Source organism: Thermus sediminis (assembly GCF_003426945.1).
Taxonomy (GTDB): domain Bacteria; phylum Deinococcota; class Deinococci; order Deinococcales; family Thermaceae; genus Thermus; species Thermus sediminis.
Genome location: NZ_QURO01000004.1, coordinates 1,641,183 through 1,659,743, shown reverse-complemented (window position 1 = coordinate 1,659,743; position 18,561 = coordinate 1,641,183). Strand labels below are relative to the sequence as shown.

20 protein-coding genes, 1 tRNA gene and 1 pseudogene are annotated in these 18,561 nt (G+C 67.8%); 10 read left to right on the top strand and 12 right to left on the bottom strand.

Annotation, left to right across the window (positions count from 1 at the left end; all coding sequences use genetic code 11):
• Window positions 1–24: 24 nt before the first annotated feature.
• From ATI37_RS09560 to ATI37_RS09550, 4 genes are all read right to left on the bottom strand, one after another.
• Window positions 25–4,503, bottom strand: coding sequence for a glutamate synthase-related protein (locus ATI37_RS09560; protein ID WP_117238141.1), 4,479 nt, complete (start codon window positions 4,501–4,503; stop codon window positions 25–27).
• Window positions 4,504–4,612: 109 nt separating this feature from the next.
• Window positions 4,613–4,906: an IS4 family transposase gene (locus ATI37_RS12195; protein ID WP_332871159.1), complete on the bottom strand. Its 294-nt coding sequence runs from the start codon at window positions 4,904–4,906 to the stop codon at window positions 4,613–4,615.
• Window positions 4,863–5,585 carry a hypothetical protein gene (locus ATI37_RS09555; RefSeq protein WP_232822489.1) on the bottom strand — a complete coding sequence of 241 codons (723 nt, stop codon included), beginning with the start codon at window positions 5,583–5,585 and terminating at the stop codon, window positions 4,863–4,865. The genes ATI37_RS12195 and ATI37_RS09555 overlap by 44 nt, the downstream gene beginning before the upstream one ends.
• A gap of 166 nt (window positions 5,586–5,751) precedes the next feature.
• Window positions 5,752–6,213, bottom strand: coding sequence for a hypothetical protein (locus ATI37_RS09550; RefSeq protein WP_117238140.1), 462 nt, complete (start codon window positions 6,211–6,213; stop codon window positions 5,752–5,754).
• A 39-nt stretch (window positions 6,214–6,252) separates the two neighbouring features.
• Here ATI37_RS09550 and ATI37_RS09545 point away from each other — a divergent pair, with 39 nt between their 5' ends.
• A complete protein-coding gene (locus ATI37_RS09545) occupies window positions 6,253–6,483 on the top strand; it encodes a hypothetical protein (RefSeq protein ID WP_117238139.1) in 231 nt (76 codons plus the stop codon).
• A 91-nt stretch (window positions 6,484–6,574) separates the two neighbouring features.
• Here the strand turns inward: ATI37_RS09545 and guaB are convergent, their stop codons facing one another.
• The 4 genes from guaB to ATI37_RS11590 form a co-directional block, all read right to left on the bottom strand.
• Window positions 6,575–8,059 carry an IMP dehydrogenase gene (gene guaB / locus ATI37_RS09540; protein WP_117238138.1) on the bottom strand — a complete coding sequence of 495 codons (1,485 nt, stop codon included), beginning with the start codon at window positions 8,057–8,059 and terminating at the stop codon, window positions 6,575–6,577.
• Between the two features lie 395 nt (window positions 8,060–8,454).
• On the bottom strand, window positions 8,455–8,649 hold the full coding sequence (locus ATI37_RS09530; RefSeq protein ID WP_117238136.1) for a type II toxin-antitoxin system HicA family toxin: 195 nt from the start codon (window positions 8,647–8,649) through the stop codon (window positions 8,455–8,457).
• Window positions 8,649–8,870, bottom strand: a complete 222-nt coding sequence (locus ATI37_RS09525; RefSeq protein WP_117238135.1) for a DUF1902 domain-containing protein — start codon at window positions 8,868–8,870, stop codon at window positions 8,649–8,651. Before ATI37_RS09525 ends, ATI37_RS09530 begins: the two co-directional genes overlap by 1 nt.
• A gap of 47 nt (window positions 8,871–8,917) precedes the next feature.
• Entirely contained in the window at window positions 8,918–9,091 is a 174-nt protein-coding gene (locus ATI37_RS11590; protein ID WP_157969089.1) for a hypothetical protein, read from the bottom strand.
• Here ATI37_RS11590 and ATI37_RS12190 point away from each other — a divergent pair.
• Window positions 9,029–9,304: pseudogene (locus tag ATI37_RS12190) on the top strand (tyrosine-type recombinase/integrase); the annotation flags it as partial. The gene ATI37_RS11590 and the pseudogene ATI37_RS12190 sit on opposite strands and share 63 nt — an antisense overlap.
• 84 nt (window positions 9,305–9,388) lie before the next feature.
• Here ATI37_RS12190 and ATI37_RS09515 read toward each other — a convergent pair.
• Window positions 9,389–9,463: transfer RNA gene (locus ATI37_RS09515), tRNA-Val, on the bottom strand.
• An 89-nt stretch (window positions 9,464–9,552) separates the two neighbouring features.
• Between ATI37_RS09515 and ATI37_RS09510 the strand changes: the two genes are divergently transcribed.
• From ATI37_RS09510 to ATI37_RS11700, 4 genes are all read left to right on the top strand, one after another.
• A complete protein-coding gene (locus ATI37_RS09510) occupies window positions 9,553–10,224 on the top strand; it encodes a response regulator transcription factor (protein ID WP_117238134.1) in 672 nt (223 codons plus the stop codon).
• Window positions 10,221–11,111, top strand: coding sequence for an ATP-binding protein (locus tag ATI37_RS09505; RefSeq protein ID WP_117238133.1), 891 nt, complete (start codon window positions 10,221–10,223; stop codon window positions 11,109–11,111). Before ATI37_RS09510 ends, ATI37_RS09505 begins: the two co-directional genes overlap by 4 nt.
• Before the next feature lie 15 nt (window positions 11,112–11,126).
• Window positions 11,127–11,789 (top strand): phosphate signaling complex protein PhoU, encoded by a 663-nt coding sequence (phoU, locus tag ATI37_RS09500; RefSeq protein WP_117238588.1) that lies wholly within the window; start codon window positions 11,127–11,129, stop codon window positions 11,787–11,789.
• Window positions 11,790–11,962: 173 nt separating this feature from the next.
• Window positions 11,963–12,133 carry a hypothetical protein gene (locus ATI37_RS11700; RefSeq protein ID WP_198665543.1) on the top strand — a complete coding sequence of 57 codons (171 nt, stop codon included), beginning with the start codon at window positions 11,963–11,965 and terminating at the stop codon, window positions 12,131–12,133.
• 1 nt (window position 12,134) lies between these two features.
• Here the strand turns inward: ATI37_RS11700 and prfB are convergent.
• Both prfB and murA read right to left on the bottom strand, forming a co-directional pair.
• Window positions 12,135–13,230, bottom strand: a protein-coding gene (prfB, locus tag ATI37_RS09490; RefSeq protein WP_117238132.1) for a peptide chain release factor 2 whose coding sequence is annotated in 2 segments (ribosomal slippage) — window positions 12,135–13,178 and window positions 13,180–13,230 — 1,095 coding nt in all. Because the reading frame shifts where the segments join, the coding sequence is not laid out codon by codon here.
• Window positions 13,231–13,345: 115 nt separating this feature from the next.
• Entirely contained in the window at window positions 13,346–14,647 is a 1,302-nt protein-coding gene (murA, locus tag ATI37_RS09485) for a UDP-N-acetylglucosamine 1-carboxyvinyltransferase (protein ID WP_117238131.1), read from the bottom strand.
• Between the two features lie 87 nt (window positions 14,648–14,734).
• Here murA and ATI37_RS09480 point away from each other — a divergent pair, with 87 nt between their 5' ends.
• The 4 genes from ATI37_RS09480 to meaB are packed head-to-tail and all read left to right on the top strand — an operon-like array spanning window position 14,735 to window position 18,140.
• A complete protein-coding gene (locus ATI37_RS09480) occupies window positions 14,735–14,950 on the top strand; it encodes a transcriptional regulator (RefSeq protein WP_117238130.1) in 216 nt (71 codons plus the stop codon).
• A gap of 1 nt (window position 14,951) precedes the next feature.
• Window positions 14,952–16,769 carry a protein kinase domain-containing protein gene (locus ATI37_RS09475; RefSeq protein WP_117238129.1) on the top strand — a complete coding sequence of 606 codons (1,818 nt, stop codon included), beginning with the start codon at window positions 14,952–14,954 and terminating at the stop codon, window positions 16,767–16,769.
• Between the two features lie 4 nt (window positions 16,770–16,773).
• On the top strand, window positions 16,774–17,148 hold the full coding sequence (locus ATI37_RS09470) for a RidA family protein (RefSeq protein ID WP_117238128.1): 375 nt from the start codon (window positions 16,774–16,776) through the stop codon (window positions 17,146–17,148).
• Between the two features lie 32 nt (window positions 17,149–17,180).
• Window positions 17,181–18,140 (top strand): methylmalonyl Co-A mutase-associated GTPase MeaB, encoded by a 960-nt coding sequence (gene meaB, locus ATI37_RS09465; RefSeq protein WP_117238127.1) that lies wholly within the window; start codon window positions 17,181–17,183, stop codon window positions 18,138–18,140.
• On the opposite strand, the gene ATI37_RS09460 is transcribed toward meaB, so the two are convergent.
• Window positions 18,105–18,557 carry an NUDIX hydrolase gene (locus ATI37_RS09460; RefSeq protein ID WP_117238587.1) on the bottom strand — a complete coding sequence of 151 codons (453 nt, stop codon included), beginning with the start codon at window positions 18,555–18,557 and terminating at the stop codon, window positions 18,105–18,107. The two genes, meaB and ATI37_RS09460, sit on opposite strands and share 36 nt — an antisense overlap.
• Window positions 18,558–18,561 lie beyond the last annotated feature (4 nt).

The following is an 18,561-nucleotide window of genomic DNA, read 5'->3' as shown; positions in this document are numbered from 1 at the left end:
ACGCGAGGTGCCGGTGAAGCGGTGTCACTCCGTGCTCACGCCCTGGTCCACCTGCTGGTTCACGGGCTCCACCATGCGGAAGTGCTGGGCCAGGTCCTCTAGAAGCCTCTCCAGGCGGGCCGTCTTCTCCTCCCGCTTGTTCTCCTTAAGGATCCCGATGTAAGCGGAAAGGAGCTCCCGCACGTCCTCCACCCCCCGGGCGTCCAGGGGCTTCACCGCCACCTTGGCCCCCTTGGCCAGGCGGCGGCGCATGGCCTCCTCTGTGAGGCCCATCTCCGGCCAGTGGCGCAGGTAGACCCGCCCCCCCGTCATGCCCGAGCAGATCCAAGGCCCCGGGTCCCCCAGGACCAGGGCCCGCCCCCGGGTCATGTACTCAAAGGCAAAGCCCTTGGCCTGGGCCCGGGCCGCCAGGTTGCCCAGGTCGTCCCTCAAGGGGCGCTCCGGCTCCCCTCCCAGGACCACGTCCGCCCCGGATAGCCTTATGCAGAAGCGGCTATCCGCCATCCCTTCCACCACGAGCAGCCCCCCGATGGCCCCGTAGGCGAAGCTCTTGCCCACGGAGCCGTCCACGTAGGCCCCGTAGGGGTTCTTCCCTTTGAGAACGGCCACGGTGCCCCCGAAGGCGCCCTTGGCCACCCCGTCCTGGGCCCCGCCCTCCACCACCACCCTAAGCCCCTCCACGTTGAAGGCGGCGAGGCCATTCCCAGCCACGCTTCCCGCGTCAAAGCGGAGCTCCACCTCGGCATCAAAGCCCTTGCCGTAAAGCCGCCTCCGGGCGATCTCCCCCGCCAGGTGGGCCCCCAGGGCCCGGTCCGTGGAGTTCACCGGCCCCTCCTGGAAGACCATTCGCCGGCTCCCCTCCCCGTAGGCGGCCATGACCACCTCGGTGACCGTGCGGGTAAGCTGGTTTAGGGGCTTCCTGAGGACATGAGCCGAAGTGTCCTTGAGCCAGTCGGGCTCCTCCACGGGGAGGAAGAAGTAGCCGAGGTCCAGCTCCTCCAGGTGGTCCCGCTGGTAGAGGAGGTCGGCCCGCCCCCTGAGCTCCTGCAAGGAACGGGCCCCCAGGGCGGCCACGAGCTCCCTCAAGGCTTCCCCCTTGGCCTCAAAGAAACGGGTGAGCTGCTCCACGGCCCGGTCTAAATCCTGGGGCACGAAGCGCTTGAGGCCGTGGGCCAGGGCCTGCTCCACCGTCTCAATCTGGGTGGTGATGCCCACGTGGCAGGTGTCCAGCTGGCAGCCGCGGCAGATGGTGCAGCCGATGGCCACCATGGCCATGGTGGCCATGCCCACCCGGTCCGCCCCCAGGAGGACCATGCGGAGGACGTCGTAGGCGGTCTTGAGGCCCCCGTCGGCCCAGATCTCCACCCGGTCCCGGAGCCCCGCCCGCACCAAGGCCCGGTGGACCCGGCGCACCCCCAGCTCCACGGGGAGGCCCGCGTATTTGAGGGCGTGGAGCCGGGCCGCCCCCGTGCCCCCCTCAAACCCGGAGAGGGTGATGACGTCGGCCCCCGCTTTGGCGATGCCCACGGCGATGGTGCCGATCCCAGGGATCACCGGCACCTTCACCGAGACCAAGGCCTTGGGGTTTACCGTCTTCAACTCCTCGATGAGCTGGGCCAAGTCCTCAATGGAGTAGAGGTCGTGGTTGTTGGAGGGACTGATGAGGTCTACCCCGGGGACGGCGTTGCGGGCAGCGGCCACCTTGGGGGAGACCTTCTTGCCGGGGAGGTGCCCCCCCTCCCCGGGTTTGGCCCCCTGGCCGATCTTGATCTCAATGACGCTGGCGGAGTTCAGCATGTAGGCGTGGACGCCAAAGCGACCCGAGGCCACTTGTTGCCCCCGCCAGTAGGTGTACTTGCCCAGCATGTCGGGGATCTCCCCGCCCTCCCCGTTGATGCAGAGCATGTTGAGGCGCTTGGCCGCCTCCGCATAGGCCCGAAAGGCCGCCTCTCCTTGGGAGCCAAAGCTCATGGCGCTAATGACAAAGGGCAGGGAATGCCCCTTTACGGAGAGGTCCACCTCCTCGGGGGCCACCCCGCTCCGCTCGGGGAAGCGCACCTCCAGTAGCTGCCTCGCCGCCACCGGGCTTTCCCTTTCCAAGGAGCGCACCTTCTCCTGGAAGTGGCTGTAAGGGGCCTGGCCCGTGGCCACCTCCTGGGCCGCCTTGTAGATCCTGGGGTTGAAGCGGAAGTCCTTGGCGGGCATGACCTTTTCCGCCCGGAAGAAGCCCTCCCGCTCCAGAAGGGTGCGCTCCAGCTCCAAGAAGCCGTACCCCCCGCTTTCCGAGCCCAGGAAGTTCCGGGTGCCGAAGTACTCCGCCAGCTCCGGCTTGAGGCCCAAAGAGCTGAAGATCTTCCCGTAGCCCCTGAGCTCGTGGATGCCCATGGTGGAGATGACCTTTTCCAGACCCTTTCTGAGGGCCTCGAGGACATTGGCCACCCCCTTTCTCCCCTCCAGGGCCCTGGCCTTCTCCTCCAAAAGCCAAGGGGCCACGGCCTCCGCCCCAAGCCCCAGGAGGAAGGCCAGGTCGTGGAGGTTGCGCACCCCGCCGGAGTGGACGAGGATGGAGGTCTTCCGCCTCAGGGCCACCCCGTCCGGGCCCCGCCTCATGAGGGCCCGGTTCACCGCAGCCACTGCCAGACCGATGTCAATCCAGACCCCCCCTTGGAAGGCTTCCCGGTCGGAGAGGATGAGGACCTCGGCCCCCGCCTCCACCGCCTTTACGGCTTCCTCCTCCAGGCGTCTGAGCCCCACGAGGAGCCCCTCCTCCACGGCGAACTGGGGGACCAGGAAAGCCGTGTGGAAGCGGGCCTTCACCTCCTCGAGGGTGAGGGTGCCGAAGGCCTCGGCCAGGGGCTGGTCGCCCTCCAGGACGAGGGGGATGAGGAGCTCCTCCACCCTGCCCCCCCCTTGGCCATGGGGCAAGGGGCGGCGGCCCAGGAGGGTCCGGGTGGAGAAGTGCTCGATCTCCCGTTCCCGGTCGATGGCCGGGTTGGTCACCACCGCCACCGTCTCCTTGAAGAACTCGGCGAGGTTGGGCTTCTCCGGGTTCAGGGCGGCCAGGGGGCCGTCGTAGCCCAGGGAGCCGATGGGCTCGTTGCCGGTCCTGGCCAGGGCCTCGAGGTAGGCCCCATCCCAACGGTCCCAGCCAAAGGCCCTCTCCAGCCCCAGGGGGGGCGGGGCGGGCCTTTCCTCCACCTGGGCCTCGCTCCCCCCGGCCACCGGGGGCGGGGCCTGGCGCAGGGGTCCCTGGAGGTGGACCCGGTACCCCGCCACGGGGGTCCTGGCGGAAAGGCGCTCCAGCACCAGGCGCTGGTGGCGGTCAAAGGGAAGGACCTGGGCCCCTTCCTTGGTGAGGCGGAGGTAGACCTTCTCCCCCGGGGCCAGGGGCTTGGGCTCGGTCACGAACTCCTCAGCGCTGAAAACCCCCCTTTCCGAGGAGAAGACGATCTCATACGGGGTTTCAAACTGCCAAAGGGGCCTCAGGCCCATGGCGTCCGTGGCGAAGACGGCCTCGTCCCCGTGGCGGCTCACGATGGCCGCGGGGCCCTGGGCCAGGGGGCCAAAGCGCTGCCTTAGGGCCATGTAGAGGTCCTGAAGCTCCGGGGAGAGGCCCTTGATCTCCCCCAGGACGGGGGGGAAGACCAGGTCCACGGCCTCGGGCAGGGTGAGGCCGTACCGGTAGATGAGCCCCTCCAGCATCCGGTTCAGGTCCTGGGAGTCCGACCCCCCGGTCCTGGGGATACCGAGGAAGTCCATCTCCCGCCTCAGGCGCTCGATGGTGTTGATCTCCCCGTTGTGGCCCAGGAGGCCGAAGGGCTGGACCTGCTCAAAGGTGGAGAGGGTGTTGGTGGAGTAGCGGTTATGGCCCAGGGCGATGGCGCTTTTGAACTCGGAGCGGGAGAGCTCGGGGTAGTAGCGCTTCAAAAGCTCCGCCGCCCCCCGCACCTTGTAGACCACGCTGTGGGTGGAGAGAGAGACCACGTGGACGGGGAACTGGGCCTCCAACCTTAGCCCCAGCTCCCAAAGGGGGGCGTCCCCATCCGGGGAAAGGCCCGCCACCTGGAGGAAGAGGGGCTCGGTGCGCCGCCCCACCGGGCCCAGGACTTCGCTCGCCACCTTTCCCCTTTGGAAGTGGATCGGGCGCACGCCAAGCCGCTGCCCCTCCCGCCTGAGGAGGTCAAAGAACTCCCCCAGGCGGCCCTCCTCCCCCTTGGGCACGAAGAAGTGCCCCACGAAGAAGCGGGGGTTGAAGGCGATCCTGGGATCGTGCCCCGCCCTCTCCAGGAACCCCGTCCATAGCTCCCGGGGGATGTCGGTCTGGATGCCCGTCCCGTCCCCCTCGCCCCGGATAGCCCCCGCGCGATGGGCCATACGGTAGAGACTTTCCAGGGTGCGCCGCACGATGCGGTGGGAGGGCTTGCCGCTCTTTCCCGCCATGGCGATGATGCCGCAGGCATCCTGGCCTAGGGGGATATCCGGGTAGGCTTCCTTCAGGGTCATCTTCGGGCTCCTTCTTTGGGCAAGGGGATTGGAGTAGGCAAAGGTATGCGCGTTGTTCCCGGGATTATACACGATGCCCGAGGCGGGGTCAATGGGAAAAGGCAGGACTTTACCCAAAACTTCCCTCCTCCTCTTCCAAGGCCTCCTTGGTGACCTCGTAGTTGAGCAGGCGGACCAAGCCCCGCAAGAGCAGGTAGGGACCATCTCGCTCACTGGCTATCCCCAGCTTTCCCCCAAGCCGCAAAAGGAGGCCCTCCAAGACACCCCCAGACCGCCGCACCTCCCAAAGAAACACCGCCAGCCCCAGCAAAACAGCCACCACCTTGCGAATCCGGCTAAGCCCCCGCACCGGAAAGCTCTCAAGCCCCAACCCCGCCCTCAGAAGGCGGAAAAACTCCTCCACCCCCCACCGCCTCCGGTACATCTCCACCACCCGCAGCGCCTCCCTCTCCCCCCTCACCTCCAAGCTGGTCAAAAGCCACCACTCCCCCCGCCTCCCCAAAGCCGGTATCCAGCTCACCACCAGATGAAGCCTCCGCCCCTCCACCTCCCTCCATCCCAGCCCAAGCTCCACACCCCAGCACCTGCCCAAACACCTTCCGGTCGTCAAAACCCCGGTCCGCCACGTACACCAGCCGCCGCCCCTCCCCCCCAAGAACCCCCCGCGCCCCCGCAATGGCCCGCTCCACCTCCCGGGGCAGGCTGGCAAACCCCCGCTCCCCGTAGGCCACCAGGTGGGCGTACCCCAGGGCCAGCCGCCCCTGGACATCCATCCCCAGCGCGGTCAGGAGCTCATACCCGGTCTCCCGCCTCCTCCCCACCCGGGCTATCCCCTCCAGGGCCCGGGCGTGGGGCTTGCGCACCGGGCTCAGGTCCAGGAAGACCCAAACCTCCTTCCCCTCCAGGGCCAGGGCGCTCTCCCGGCACACCCTCTCCAGGAGGGCCGCGGCCCCCACCCGGGGGTTGGCCAGGAAGCGGTAGAGGGCTTCGGCCTGGTGGAAGGGGCGCTGGAGGTGGGAGGGCAGGGTAGCCACCATCTCCCTTACCCGGGCGGAGCCCGCAGCCAAGAGGCCTCGGCTCATCTCCTCCAAACGCCTGAAGAGCCGCTTATCGGGGGAAAAGGTCGGCGAACCGGGCCGTGAACTCGTGGAGCCTGCTCTCTGCAACCTTGAGCGCCTTCATGGCTCAACTTCGGCTCCGAAATCTACCACGCAGGCAGGATGTGGGTAAAGTCCTGGAAAAGGGGCACTAAGGCCCCTGGACCCGGTGGAAGGCCTCGAGGAAGAGGGGCAAGGCCCTCGCCCGCTCCTCCTGTTCCCGCAGGGCCTCCTCAAAGGCCACGGGGTCCATGAGGAGGTGGGGAAGCCGCACGAAGCCCAGGTAGTACTCCCCTGCCTGACCGGGATAGCAGAGCCTCCCCTTCTCCTCGGGGAAGAGGAGGGTCTCAAAGGCCGCCGGGGAGGCCAGGTAGGGGGAGGCAGGGGCCTTTTTCAAGAACTCCCTGAGCCTCAGGGGGTTGGTCCAGAACCCGTAGCGTAGTCGCCCGTCCAGGCCCTCCAGGGCCCGCCACTCCCTCCTTTTGGCGAGCTCCATCCGCCAGAGGCGCAAACGGGCGTACTGGGCCAGGGTGAGGACCTCCCGGGAAAGCCCGTGGGCGATGAGGAGCCTCGAGGCCATCACGTAGTCCTGGTACTCCCGGTAAGGGTCCACCCCTTCAGGATGCCAGGGGGCCCGGGGTAGGATGGTGCCATGGACCGCAAGGCCTGGGTCATGCGCGCCCTCGAGGCCCTCCGCTTCGCCAGCCCCAAGGAAATCCAACGCTACCTGGACGAGGAGGGGGAGCCCTTCTCCAAAAAGGAGCTTTTGGACACCCTAAAGGCCCTGGTGGAGGAGGGCAAAGTGGAAGAGAAGGAGGGTACCTACCGCCTGGCCAAGAGGAAGGGGAGCGGGGAGGCCTTCCAGAGGCTCTTTGGCGACTAGGCGCCCCCGCGGATTCGCTACGCGATGGACCAACTCTGTCGTGTGACCGGGCCTCCTCTGGGGTCTCCATCGTGGCCAAGGCCAAGGTTACTTAACGGGAGTAGTTGGGGGCCTCCTTGACAACCACCACGTCGTGGGGGTGGCTTTCAATAAGCCCCGCCACGGTTATGCGCACGAACCGGGCCTTCTTCCGAAGGGTCTCGATGTCGGGCGCCCCTACGTAGCCCATGGCGCTCCTAAGGCCCCCCACGATCTGGTAGAGGACGTCCGCCACCGGCCCCTTGTAGGGGACCATCCCCTCAATCCCCTCCGGGACAAGCTTTTTGGCCTCGGTCTCCCCGCCCTTGCCGGGGTCTTGGAAGTAGCGGTCGGCGGAGCCCTGCCGCATGGCCCCGAGGGAGCCCATGCCCCGGTAAAGCTTGTACCGCCTCCCGTCCTTTAAGACCTCCTCCCCCGGGGCCTCGTCGGTGCCCGCCAGCATGCTCCCCAGCATCACCGTGTGGGCCCCCGCGGCCAGGGCCTTGGCCACGTCCCCCGTATACTTGATGCCCCCATCGGCGATGATGGGAACGTCCAGGTCCGCCACCCCGGCCACGGCCTCGAGGATGGCGGAGATCTGGGGCGCCCCCACCCCCGTGACCACCCGGGTGGTGCAGATGGAGCCGGGGCCGATGCCCACCTTCACCGCATCCGCCCCCCGCTCCGCCAGGGCCCTCGCCCCCTCTCTTGTAGCCACGTTCCCGGCGATGACCTCCACCCTCTCTCCGAAGGCCTCCTTCAGGTAGGCGAGGGCCTCGAGGATCCCCTTGGAGTGGCCGTGGGCGGAGTCCAGGACCAGGACGTCCACCCCTGCCTCCACCAGGGCCTCTGCCCTTTCCGAGAGGTCCCGGCTCGCCCCCACCGCCGCCCCCACCAGGAGGCGGCCCAGGGGGTCCTTGGCGGCGTCCGGGTACTGCTTGCGCTTGACCAGGTCCTTCAGGGTCAGAAGCCCCCTCAGCCTCCCCGACTCGTCTACCAAGGGGAGCTTCTCCACCTTGTGCCGTCTTAAGATCTCCTCCGCCTCCTCTAGGGTGGTGCCGGGTGGGGCGGTGATGAGGCGCGCCATGGGGGTCATGACCTCGGTGACGGGGCGCTTCAGGTCCCTTTCAAAGCGGATATCCCGGTTGGTCACCAGGCCCAAAAGCCTCCCGTAGAGGTCCACCACGGGAAGCCCCCCGATGCGGTACTCCCGCATGAGGCGCTCGGCGTCCTCTAGGGTGGCCGTGGGGGGCAGGGTCACCGGGTCCTGGACCATCCCCGCCTCGGAGCGCTTCACCTTGCGCACCATGGCCGCCTGGGCTTCTATGGAAAGGTTCTTATGAATGACCCCAAGCCCCCCTTCCCGGGCCATGGCGATGGCCATGTCGGCCTCGGTCACCGTGTCCATGGCGGCGGAGAGGATGGGGATGTTGAGCCAAAGCCGCTTGGTGAGCCGGGTCTTGACTGAAACCTCCTTGGGTAGGACCTCCGAGTAGTCGGGCAGGAGGAGGACGTCGTCAAAGGTGAGGCCCTCGTAGAGGATCTTCCCCCCGTCCATGCTCCTAAGCCTACCCGCTTCCCCGGGCTAAGGTCCAGGGGCGAAAGGGTTTGCGCCCCGGGCTAGGGCAGGAAGGCGCGTAAAGAAGCCGGTCCGGGACTCCCTCTAGGCCTTCCGGGCCCGATCCACCCCAAAGGGTTCCCCACCACGCTGCCGTGGGGGGAAGCGTGGTGCCCTGGAGCTGGTGGGCGGCGTAGGACTTGAACCTCTGGCCTCTCGCTTATCAGGCGGGCGCAAAACACCCGGCTTCTTGCAGAATCGCTCTCCTGGATGCGGATTTCTCCGGTGCACCTCTCTGGAACTTCCTCCAATAGCCGGTTATTTTCGGCTCCATAGACCGGCCGATAGTCCGGCTGGACCTGAGGTCATTCCTTTCAGCGAGGAACCACAACACCTCAGAACCTTTTCGGTAATCCGGCCTGCCTGAGCACGGCATTGGCGGTGTGGCGGGACTTTATCTTCCCATCCACCACGAACTTGCGCCCCGTGATGGGGCTGTACCAAATCTCGTGGTCCCCCTTGCCCTGACGCACGGGGTAGCACCCCGCCTCCCGGAGGAGGCGCTTGACCTCGGGGGCGTAGTCGGCCATCAGGCCGGGGCCAGGGGGCGGGTGGCCTCCAGGCAAAGCTCCAGCGGGGGCTCCACCGCCACCCCGTTCTCCTCCAAAAGCTCGGGCACCAAGGCCTCCAGCTTGGCCCAAAGCTCCTCCAGGCTGGGGGCCTCCGTAGCCAGGCCGGGCACATCGGGGCTCTCCGCCACCCACACCCCCGCCTCGCCGTCCCAGAAGGCCTGTACCCTAAGGGCGCGCATAGCCGTAGCATAACGCGCAGGGCCGCAAAGGGGGGAGTCCAGGACCCCTAACCACGGCCCGCCCTCCCCTTGGCGGCCATGGCCCGGCAGGAGTCGGAGCAGAACCTAGCCCGCCGCAGCCTCTTCGCCAAGAAGATCCTCCCGTAACGCTCGCAGGCCAGGTGGCAGGCCTCCACATTCTCGGGGGCGTACGCCCCTTTGACCCCGGCGCCTTCAACCACCACCTCCGCCGCTTGGCCGGGTTAGGGTCCACGACCTCCGGCACACCTGGGCCACCCTGGCCCTCTCCCGGGGCATTCCCCTGGAGGTGGTGAGTGGGCGCCTGGGCTACGCCTCCCCTACCAACCACCCTGAACATCTACCGCCACCCCTTGGAGCAGCGCCAGGGGTATGCGTTGGGCCTGGAAGAACTCCTCTGCCCGGCTATCCGGGCCATTTCGCGAACCGATAGACCGGCTGATAAACCGGCCAAAGCACTTCCCCCACGCTACCGCGGGGTAAGCACCATGTCCTGGAGCTGGTGGGCGGCGTAGGACTTGAACCTACGACCTCTCGCGTGTGAGGCGAGCGCTCTTCCGCTGAGCTAGCCGCCCCCGGCCTTTAGAAGGGTAGCACGAGCCGCAAGGCCTGTCAAGCAAGGCTCTTGACCGGACTCTGACAGGAGGAGGGCTAGACTAGAGCTGTGGCTACGGTGCTGTTGGTGGAGGACGAGCCTGCGGTGCGCCTGGGGGTGCGCCTGGCCCTGGAGCGCGCGGGGCACAAGGTCCTCGAGGCCGAAAGCGCCGAAGCGGCCTGGCCCCTCCTGAAGGAGGCCGAGGCCGTGCTCCTGGACTGGATGCTCCCCGGGGAACCGGGCACAAAGCTCCTGGAGAGGATGCGCCAGGGGCCTTACCCTTCCCTGCCCGTCCTCATGCTCACCGCCCGGGCCGAGGTGCGAGACCGGGTGGAGGGTCTTTCCCAGGGCGCGGACGACTACCTGGTGAAGCCCTTCGCCACCGAGGAGCTCCTGGCCCGCCTCGAGGCCCTCCTCCGCCGGGCAGGCAGGCGAAAGGTCCTCAGGCGGGGCCCCCTCCTCCTGGACCTGGAGCGGATGGAGGCCACCCTGGAGGGAAAGCCCCTCCCCCTAAGCCGCCGGGAGTTTGAGCTCCTTGCCTTCCTGGCGGAGCGGCCCGGGAAGGTCTACACCCGGGAGGAGCTTTTGGAGGCCGTCTGGGGCCCCGACTACCTGGGCACCCCCAGGACCGTGGACCAGCACATCTTGCAACTCCGGGAGAAGCTGAAGGAGGACCCCAGGGCTCCCCGCTTCCTGGAAACCGTGCGGGGGGTGGGGTACCGCTTCAGGGAGGAGGCGTGAGCCTTTTGGAGGAGGCCTGGGAGGAGGCCCTGGAGGGTCTGGTGGTACACCAGGATCGGCAGGTGGTCTACCTGAACCCCAAGGCGGCCAGCCTCCTTGGGGTGAACCGAGCCAAGGTGGTGGGCCGCCCCCTAATCCTGGCCCTCCGGGACCACCGCCTCGAGGCCCTGGCCCTCCACGGGGGGGAAAGGCTTCTGGACGTGCGGGACCGCCTCCTCTGGGCCAAGGCCCTCCCTGGGAGGCTCTACCTCCTGGACGAGACCGAGGCCCAAAGGCGCCTCAAAGACCTACAAGAGGCGGCGAAAACCCTGGCCCACGAGCTCCGCACCCCCCTCTCCGGGATGGGCCCCCTCCTCGAGGCCCTGACCCCCAGAAGCGAACAGGAAGAGGAGGTCCTGGAGCTCCTCAAGGCCGAAGTCGCCCGGCTTTCCCGTCTGGTGCAGGGCCTCTCCCCCATCCAGCCTGGGCTTAGGCGCCCCGTGGCCCTAGAGGAGGTCTGGACCCGCCTGGAAAAGCTCCTCGGGGAAAGGCTTAAGGAAAGAAGGGTGGAGGTCCACCTCCCCCACACCCTCACCACCGACCCAGAAGCCCTCCTCCAGATCCTCCTGAACCTCTTGGACAACGCCCTCAAGTACGGCCAGGACCCCATCCGCCTCCTCTCTCATCAGGAGGGCCCTCGGCTTTATCTGGAGGTGCGGGATCAAGGGGAGGCCCTTCCCGATTATGAAGGCCTCTTCCTCCCGGGAAGGCGGGGAACACAAGGGGGGCTTGGCCAGGGGCTCGGCCTTCACCTGGTGCGCCGCCTGGCCAGGGCCCTGGGCGGGGAGGCCTACGCTAGGCGGGAGGGGGGGGAAAACGTCTTTGGGGTTAGCCTTCCCCTAGACTGAAGGCCGGAGGTGATCATGCGCGAGGCTTTGGACAAGGCGCTGAACGGGCTCTTAGAGGAAACCCTCAGGATGCTCTCCTTGGTGCGGGAGATAACCCAAGAGGCCACGGAGGCCCTGGTGGAGGGCGACCGCTCCAAGGCGGAGGAGGTCATGGCCCGGGACAGGGATGTGGACGCCCTGGAGCTCAAGATCGAGAACCAGGCCATCACCCTGATCGCCCGGCACCAGCCCGTGGCCTCGGACCTAAGGCTCATCTTTACGGTCATCAAGGCCCTCACCGACCTGGAGCGGGCCGGGGACTACGCCACGCACGTGGCCGAGGATGCCTTTGTCCTCGCCCAAGACCCCCCCCTGAAGCGCTACGTCACCCTGCCCGAGATGGGACGGAGGCTTTTGGAGATGATGGACACCCTGGGTAAGGCCGTGGCGGAGCGGGATCCGGAGCTGGCCCGCCAGATCCTCTCCATGGACGACCTGGTGGACGGCCTCTACGAGGAGGTCAGCCGGGAGCTCCTCACCTACATGATGGAGGACCCCCGCACCATCACCAAGGCCCTGACCCTGATGCGGGTGGCCCGAAGCTACGAACGCCTGGGGGACCACCTGGAGAACATCGCCGAGAGGGTCATCTACTGGCTCACGGGGGAGGTGTACAAAGCCCCGGAGGACGTGTACTGATGGGCCACCCCTGAGGAAAAGGCCCCCCTCGAGGCCCGCCCGAAGGAAGGCCAAAAAGGGCAGGGGGAGGAGGCGGCCCTGGCCCAAGCAGAGGGGTGGCCCGGACCCGACCGTAGCGCAGGCCAAGGCTAGGGTACGGGATGCCCGCTCCCACTCAAGGGGAGGCGCTCTGCTTGGGGCAGCCCACCCCCACGTTCAAGACCCGCTCCGCCACCCTGGGCTCCGGCGACCAGGCCCGGCTGGATGAGGGGGGCCTCTGGCCCTTGGCCTTTGCCCTCGCCCAGCCCCCTCCCGCCAAGGAAACCGGGGCGCGGGAGCTTTTGCCCAAGGCCTTAGGCCAGTAGGCTACTCGGCCTCCACCCCCTCCGCCTGGCGGCGGCCCGCCTTCCACTCCAGGCCCGCCCAGATGAAGTCCAAGAGGTCCCCGTCCAGGACGTCCTGGGGGTCAAAGCGCATGAGGCCCGTGCGGTGGTCCTTCACGTACTGCTTGTCCAAGACGTAGCTGCGGATCTGGCTTCCCCACTCGATGGGCCGCACCTCGCCCCGGAGCTTGGCGAGCTCCTCCTGCTTCTTCCTCCACTCCAGCTCAAAGAGCCTCGAGCGGAGGACCTTCATGGCCAGCTCCTTGTTCTTGATCTGGCTCCTCGTGGTCTGGCAGGTGACGGTGATCCCCGTGGGCAGGTGGACGATGCGCACGGCGCTGTCCGTGGTGTTCACCCCTTGGCCCCCATGCCCTTGGGAGCGGAAGACGTCAATGCGCAGGTCCTCGGGGCGGATGACCACCTCCACGCTGTCGTCCACCTCGGGCACGACCTCCACCCCGGCGAAGGAGGTGTGGCGGCGGCCCGAGGCGTCAAAGGGGGAGGGGCGCACCAGGCGGTGGACCCCCGCCTCAGGGGAGAGGAGGCCGTAGGCGTTCTCCCCCTTGACCAGGATCTGGGCGTAATCTATCCCCGCCTCCGGCCCCGGCCTCAGATCCACCACCTCCACCCCAAAGCCCTGGCGCTCGGCGAAGCGGGTGTACATCCTTAAGAGCATCTCCGCCCAGTCGCAGGCCTCCGTACCCCCAGCCCCGGGCTGGATGGTGAGGATGGCGTTCTTCTCCGCATGGGGGAAGTTGAGGAGGGTTTCGTGGTAGAGGCTTTCCAGCTTTTCTGCCGCCTCCAGGAGCTCGGGCCTCAAGGCCTCCCGTTCCTCGGCGGGGAGCTCCTGCCAAAGCTCCAAAAGCCCCTGGAGGTCGCCCTCCAAGGAGCGGAAGGTCTCTACGGCGCGCTTTAGACGGCCCGCCTCCTGGCTTACCCGGCGCGCCTCCTCGGGGTTTTGCCAGAGGCTAGGGTCTTCCAGGCGTCCTTCCAACTCCCTTAGACGGGCCTCCTTGCCGGGGATGTCAAAGATACCCCCGGAGGCCGTTCAAGCGCTCGTTGAGGAGTTCCAGGTCCATACCTTCACCAGTATAGGGGGAGGGGCGAAAAGGAGAAAGGGGCCCTCGCCTTCCTCCAGACTGGGGAAACCGGCAGGTGGCCCAGGGGGTCCTGGGGGTCCGGACACCCCTACGCTTAGTCCGCGGCCACGGCCAAGGGGGCCTCCTCCAAGCCCACCCTGGCCCCCAGGGCCCCTAGGCGCTCCTCCAAGTGCTCGTAGCCCCGCTCCAGGAAGTAGACCCCCTCGATCTCGGAAACGCCCTCCGCCGCGAGGGCGGCCACCACCAACCCGCCCCCAGCCCGGATGTCCAAGGCCTTGACCTGGGCCCCGTGGAGGCGCTTGCCGTTCACCAAAAGGGTGCGGTCCCTAAGGTAGAGCTCCGCCCCCATCCTGGCCAGCTCCCCCACGTGGGTGAAACGGTCGGGGTAGACCCGGTCGGTGACGGCGCTTTGCCCGGGCACCGTGGCCAGGTAGGCGGTGACGATGGGCTGGAGGTCCGTGGGAAACCCGGGGTATTCCCGGGCCTCCACGCGGAGGGGCTGGGGTTCGGAGGCGGCCTTGAAGCGCACCCAGTCTGGCCCCACCTCCACCCGGTGGCCCGCCTGCTGGAGCTTGTCCAAGAGGGCGTCCAGGTGGTCGGGCCGGACCCCGGTCAGGGTGATGTTTCCCCGGGTGGCCGCCGCCGCCAGGAGGTAGGTCCCGGCCTCAATGCGGTCGGGGATGATGCGGTAGGTGCCTCCCCCAAGGCGCCCGGCTCCTCGCACGTGGAGGATGGGGCTCCCCAGGCCCCGCACCTCCACCCCAAGCAGGGTGAGGAAGCGGCCCAGGTCCTCCACCTCCGGCTCCACCGCCGCCTGGACCAAGGTGGCCTCCCCACCCAGGGCCACAGCCAGCATGGCCTGCTCCGTGCCCCCCACCGTGGGCAGGTCAAAGACCACCCGCCCGGAAAGGGGGCGGACCCGGCGGGCGTGGAAGACCCCGCCTTCCTCTTCCCTCACCTCAGCCCCTAGGGCCCTCAAGGCCTTGATGTGCTGGTCCACCGGACGGGCCCCGAAGGCGCACCCCCCGGGCAGGTGAATGGTCCCTTCCCCCGCCCGGGCAAGGAGCGCTCCCCAGACGATGAAGCTGGCCCGCATCTGGCCCACCAGCTCAAAGGGAGCCTCGGTGCGGGTAATCTCCGGGGTGTGGAGGTGAAGGGCGCGGCCCTCCCAAGCGTAACGGGTGCCCAGGTGGGAAAGAAGCTCCAGCATCACCTCCACGTCCCTGAGCTTTGGCACCTCCAGCAGGGTGATGGGCTCGGGGGTGAGGAGGCTTGCGGCCAGGATGGGCAGGGCGGCGTTCTTGGCGGGGTAGACGCGGACCTCCCCGGAAAGGGGAACCCCACCTTCCACGCGCAGGATCCTCCTGGTGCCCTTCCCCGGGTCCTTGTGCATCATACACACCTTACTCAAGGTGAAGATAAGGCCCCAATACCCCATTGTCAAGCCCATGCGCCCTCTGCTACACTTGGCCCCAAGGGGGATATGCCCAAGAAGGAGAAAAAGCGGCTTCAGGTGGTGATCTCCGAGGAGCAAGACGCCCTCCTCACCCGGGCCGCCTATGCCCTTTCCAGCCCAGAGCGCCTGGTCTCCAAGTCCGAGGTGGTGCGCCTGGCCATCGCCAAGATCGCGCAGGAACTGGAAGGAAACAAAGAGGAGCTCGCCGAGCTCCTAAAGCGCCTGGAGCCTGAGGAAGAATAAAATGACGGCCGTGGTCCTGGGCGGGCGGTACCGCCTCGAGACCCCCCTGGGCCAGGGGGGCATGGCCGAGGTCTTCCGGGCAGTGGACGAGCGCCTGGGGCGCCAGGTGGCGGTGAAGGTCCTCCACCCCAAGGCCCTCCCTCCGGAGAGGGAACGCTTCTTCCTGGAGGTCCGGGCCCTCTCCCGCCTCTTTCACCCAGGGATCGTCCAAGTGTTGGACCTGGGGGAGGAGGAGGGGCGGCCCTACTTTGTCATGGAGCTTTTAGACGGGGGAACCTTTGACGCCCTAGGCCCCTTTGAGGAGGGGCCGGAAGGGGAGCGGATCCTAAGGGCGGCTTCCCGGGTCCTGGAGGCCCTGGCCCACCTCCACGCCCAAGGCATCCTCCACCGGGACCTCACCCCCAAGAACATCCTCCTCACCAAGGGGGGCTATCCCAAGGTCATGGACCTGGGCCTGGCCTACATCCTCCAGGAAAGCCGCCACCTCACCCGCACCGGCTACACCCTGGGCACCCCCACCTACATGGCCCCCGAGCAGGCCAAGGGCCTCCCCCTCTCCCCCAAGGCAGACCTCTACAGCTTCGGGGCGGTCCTCTACCGCACCCTCACCGGCAAGCCCCCCTTTGAAGGGGACAACGACCAGGCCATCCTCTTCCAGCACGTCTACGAGGAGCCCAAGCCCCCGGAGGCCCTGAACCCTGCCATCCCCAAAGGGGTGAGCGAGGCGGTCCTGGGCCTCCTGGCCAAGCATCCCGAGGAGAGGCCAGGCCACCCCTCCCTCTTCCAAGGGCCCCTTCGGGACCTCGAGGCCCTGCGCCTGGCCACCCCCCGCGCCGGGGCCAGCCGCTCCGGCCACTACCCCTTAGGGCCAGACCCCCGCCGCCTCGGCCTCAAGGCTAAGGTGGACCTGGGGGGGGAGACCGCCTGGCCGGGGGAGATGGTCTACGCAGGGGGACGGGTCTACCTGGGGGTGGAGAAGCACCTGGTGGAGGTGGACCTCCTCACGGGGGAGGTACGCCGCCAACCCCTTCCCGAGGCGGCCTCTAGCCCCCCTGTGGCCCGGGGCGGGGTGTACCTGGGGGGCTTTGACGGCAAAGTGCGCCGCTTCCGGGGCCAGGTCTTGGAGTGGAGCGCCACCACGGGGGCCGAGGTCACCGCCGCCCCCCTGGTTCTGGGAGAGAGGGTCTACATCGCCAGCCGGGATGGGACCCTCTACGCTCACCAAAAGGGCCAGCCCCTCTTCCGCTTCCACGCCGGGGGGCACCTCTCCGCAAGCCCCACCTTCTACCGGGGCCTCCTCTTCGTGGGGGCGGAGAACGGCTGGCTCTACGCCCTGGACCCGGAAACCGGCGCCCTGCGCTACAAGGTGAGGTCCGGCCCCATCCACGCCCCCGTGGCCGCCTACGGGGGAAGGCTTTTCATCCCCACCTGGGAGGGGGAGGTTTACGCCTTTGACCCCTTGACCCGGGAGACCCTCTGGAACGTGGATCTGGAGGGGGAGGTCTGGGGTGGGCTGGCCCTGGACGAGGAGCGGGTCTACGTGGCCGCCTGGGACGGGGTCCTAAGGGGCCTGGACCAGAGGACGGGGGAGGAGGTGTGGAGCCTCGAGGTGGGCAAGGTGACGGCGGGCCTCAGCTACACCAGCGGGCACGTCTTCCTGGCCACCGAGGAGGGGCGCTTCCTGGCCGTGGACAAGCGGGGCCAGGTGGTCTTCGAGGCCACGGGACTGGGCCCGGTCCAGGTCCCTCCTTTGCCCCTAGGCCAAGAGGTCCTGGTGGTAAACCTCTCGGGAAGGCTTTACCGCTTTGGCGTAGGATAGGGCCATGGAGGCCATTCGCACGGAAAGGGCCCCTCAGGCCATCGGCCCCTACTCCCAGGCGGTGCGGGCCATGGGCTTCCTCTTCGTATCCGGTCAGATTCCCCTGACCCCCGAAGGCGCCTTGGTGGAGGGGGATATCCGGGCCCAAACCGAGCGGGTCATGGAAAACCTGAAGGCGGTGCTGGAGGCTGCGGGTTCGGGGCTCTCCCGCGTGGTCCAGACCACCTGCTTTTTGGCGGATATGGAGGACTTTCCCGGCTTCAACGAGGTCTACGCCCGCTACTTCACTCCCCCCTACCCCGCCCGGGCCACGGTGGCGGCGAAGGCCCTGCCCCGGGGGGTAAGGGTGGAGGTGGCCTGCGTCGCCCTGGCGGAATAGAACGCTCTTGCGAAAAAGCGTAGAATGGCGGCATGACCGAGGCCGAGGAAGCCCAGCTTTCTGAGCTGGAAACCCGCTTTCGCCAGGGGGAGATCCGGGCCCTGGCCCGGGCCCTCACCCTAGCGGAAGCGGGCCACCCCTTGGGCCAGGCCCTTCTGAAACGCCTACGGGGCCAGGCCCAGGCCAAGGTGGTGGGGATCACGGGAAGCCCGGGGGCCGGCAAGAGCACCCTCACGGACCGCCTGATCCTGGAGGCCCGCAAGCGGGGGGAGAAGGTGGGGGTCCTGGCCGTGGACCCCTCTAGCCCCTTCACCGGGGGAGCCATCCTGGGGGACCGCATCCGCATGATGCGCCACCACCAGGACCCTGGGGTCTACATCCGTTCCCTGGCCTCGAGGGGGGCCTTGGGAGGGCTTGCCGGCGCCACGGTGGCCGCCTTAAACCTCCTGGAGGCCTTCGGCTTCCACCGGATCTTCGTGGAGACCGTGGGCGTGGGGCAGAGCGAGGTGGACATCGCCCGGGTGGCGGACACCACCCTTCTCGTCCTCACCCCGGCAGCAGGGGATGCGATCCAGGCCTTCAAGGCGGGGGTCATGGAGATCGCCGACCTCTTCGCCGTGAACAAGTTTGACCTCCCCGGGGGGGAGCGCCTAGTCCAGGAGCTCAAGGGGGCTTTGGAACTCTCCCCTCCCCGGCCCGGGGGCTGGCGCCCCCCCATCTTCCCCACGGTGGCCGCCACCGGGGAAGGGGTGGAGGCCCTGTTTGAGGGCCTCGAGGCCCACCACCGCCACCTGGTGGCCCACGGCCTCCTAGAGAGCCACCGCCTGGAACGGACCCGCTTTGAGGTGGAAAGCGTCATCCAAGAGTGGGGCCGCCGCAAGACCCAGGCCGCCGAGGCCCTGGTGGCCCGGGTGGCTAAAGGGGAACTCTCCCCTGAGGAGGCGGCCTTGGCCCTACTACTTGGGCCGGAAGCGCAGGAAGGCCTTCCTTAACATCTCCCGCTCGTTGGCGTAGGACAGGCGTTCCAAGGCCTCGGCCACCGGAAGGAAGTTGGCGGCCTCCACCTCGGAAAGCTGGGGCCTGGGTTCCCCGCCGCGGTAGGCCATGAGGAAGTAGTGCACCTCCTTGCTCACGATGACGGGCTCATCTTTGACCTTGACCGTGAAATAGTAGCGCACCTTCCCCAAGGGGGCCAGAGGGGCCGCCTCCACCCCCGTTTCCTCCCGTACCTCCCGCGTGGCGGTCTCCGGATAACGTTCCCCCGGTTCCACCTGGCCCTTGGGTAGGGTGAACACCCGCCCTCCCTTCAGGGAAACCACCAACACCTTGGGTGGATCCCCTTTGAGGACCACACCCCCAGCGGAAACCACCCGCCTCCTAGCCCTCCCCACCTGTCCCTTCCTGCGCACCTTC

Bases quoted from the DNA above. Each gene is read 5' to 3' on its own strand.
- guaB (WP_117238138.1), bottom strand. From the start codon at position 8,059: ATGGACGGGGGGAAGATCCTCTACGAGGGCCTCACCTTTGACGACGTC.
- ATI37_RS09545 (WP_117238139.1), top strand. From the start codon at position 6,253: ATGGACCGCAAGGCCTGGGTCATGCGCGCCCTCGAGGCCCTCCGCTTC.
- meaB (WP_117238127.1), top strand. From the start codon at position 17,181: ATGACCGAGGCCGAGGAAGCCCAGCTTTCTGAGCTGGAAACCCGCTTT.
- ATI37_RS09555 (WP_232822489.1), bottom strand. From the start codon at position 5,585: ATGAGCCGAGGCCTCTTGGCTGCGGGCTCCGCCCGGGTAAGGGAGATG.
- phoU (WP_117238588.1), top strand. From the start codon at position 11,127: ATGCGCGAGGCTTTGGACAAGGCGCTGAACGGGCTCTTAGAGGAAACC.
- ATI37_RS09475 (WP_117238129.1), top strand. From the start codon at position 14,952: ATGACGGCCGTGGTCCTGGGCGGGCGGTACCGCCTCGAGACCCCCCTG.
- ATI37_RS09560 (WP_117238141.1), bottom strand. From the start codon at position 4,503: ATGACCCTGAAGGAAGCCTACCCGGATATCCCCCTAGGCCAGGATGCC.
- ATI37_RS09530 (WP_117238136.1), bottom strand. From the start codon at position 8,649: ATGGCCGACTACGCCCCCGAGGTCAAGCGCCTCCTCCGGGAGGCGGGG.
- ATI37_RS09470 (WP_117238128.1), top strand. From the start codon at position 16,774: ATGGAGGCCATTCGCACGGAAAGGGCCCCTCAGGCCATCGGCCCCTAC.
- murA (WP_117238131.1), bottom strand. From the start codon at position 14,647: ATGATGCACAAGGACCCGGGGAAGGGCACCAGGAGGATCCTGCGCGTG.
- ATI37_RS09525 (WP_117238135.1), bottom strand. From the start codon at position 8,870: ATGCGCGCCCTTAGGGTACAGGCCTTCTGGGACGGCGAGGCGGGGGTG.
- ATI37_RS09480 (WP_117238130.1), top strand. From the start codon at position 14,735: ATGCCCAAGAAGGAGAAAAAGCGGCTTCAGGTGGTGATCTCCGAGGAG.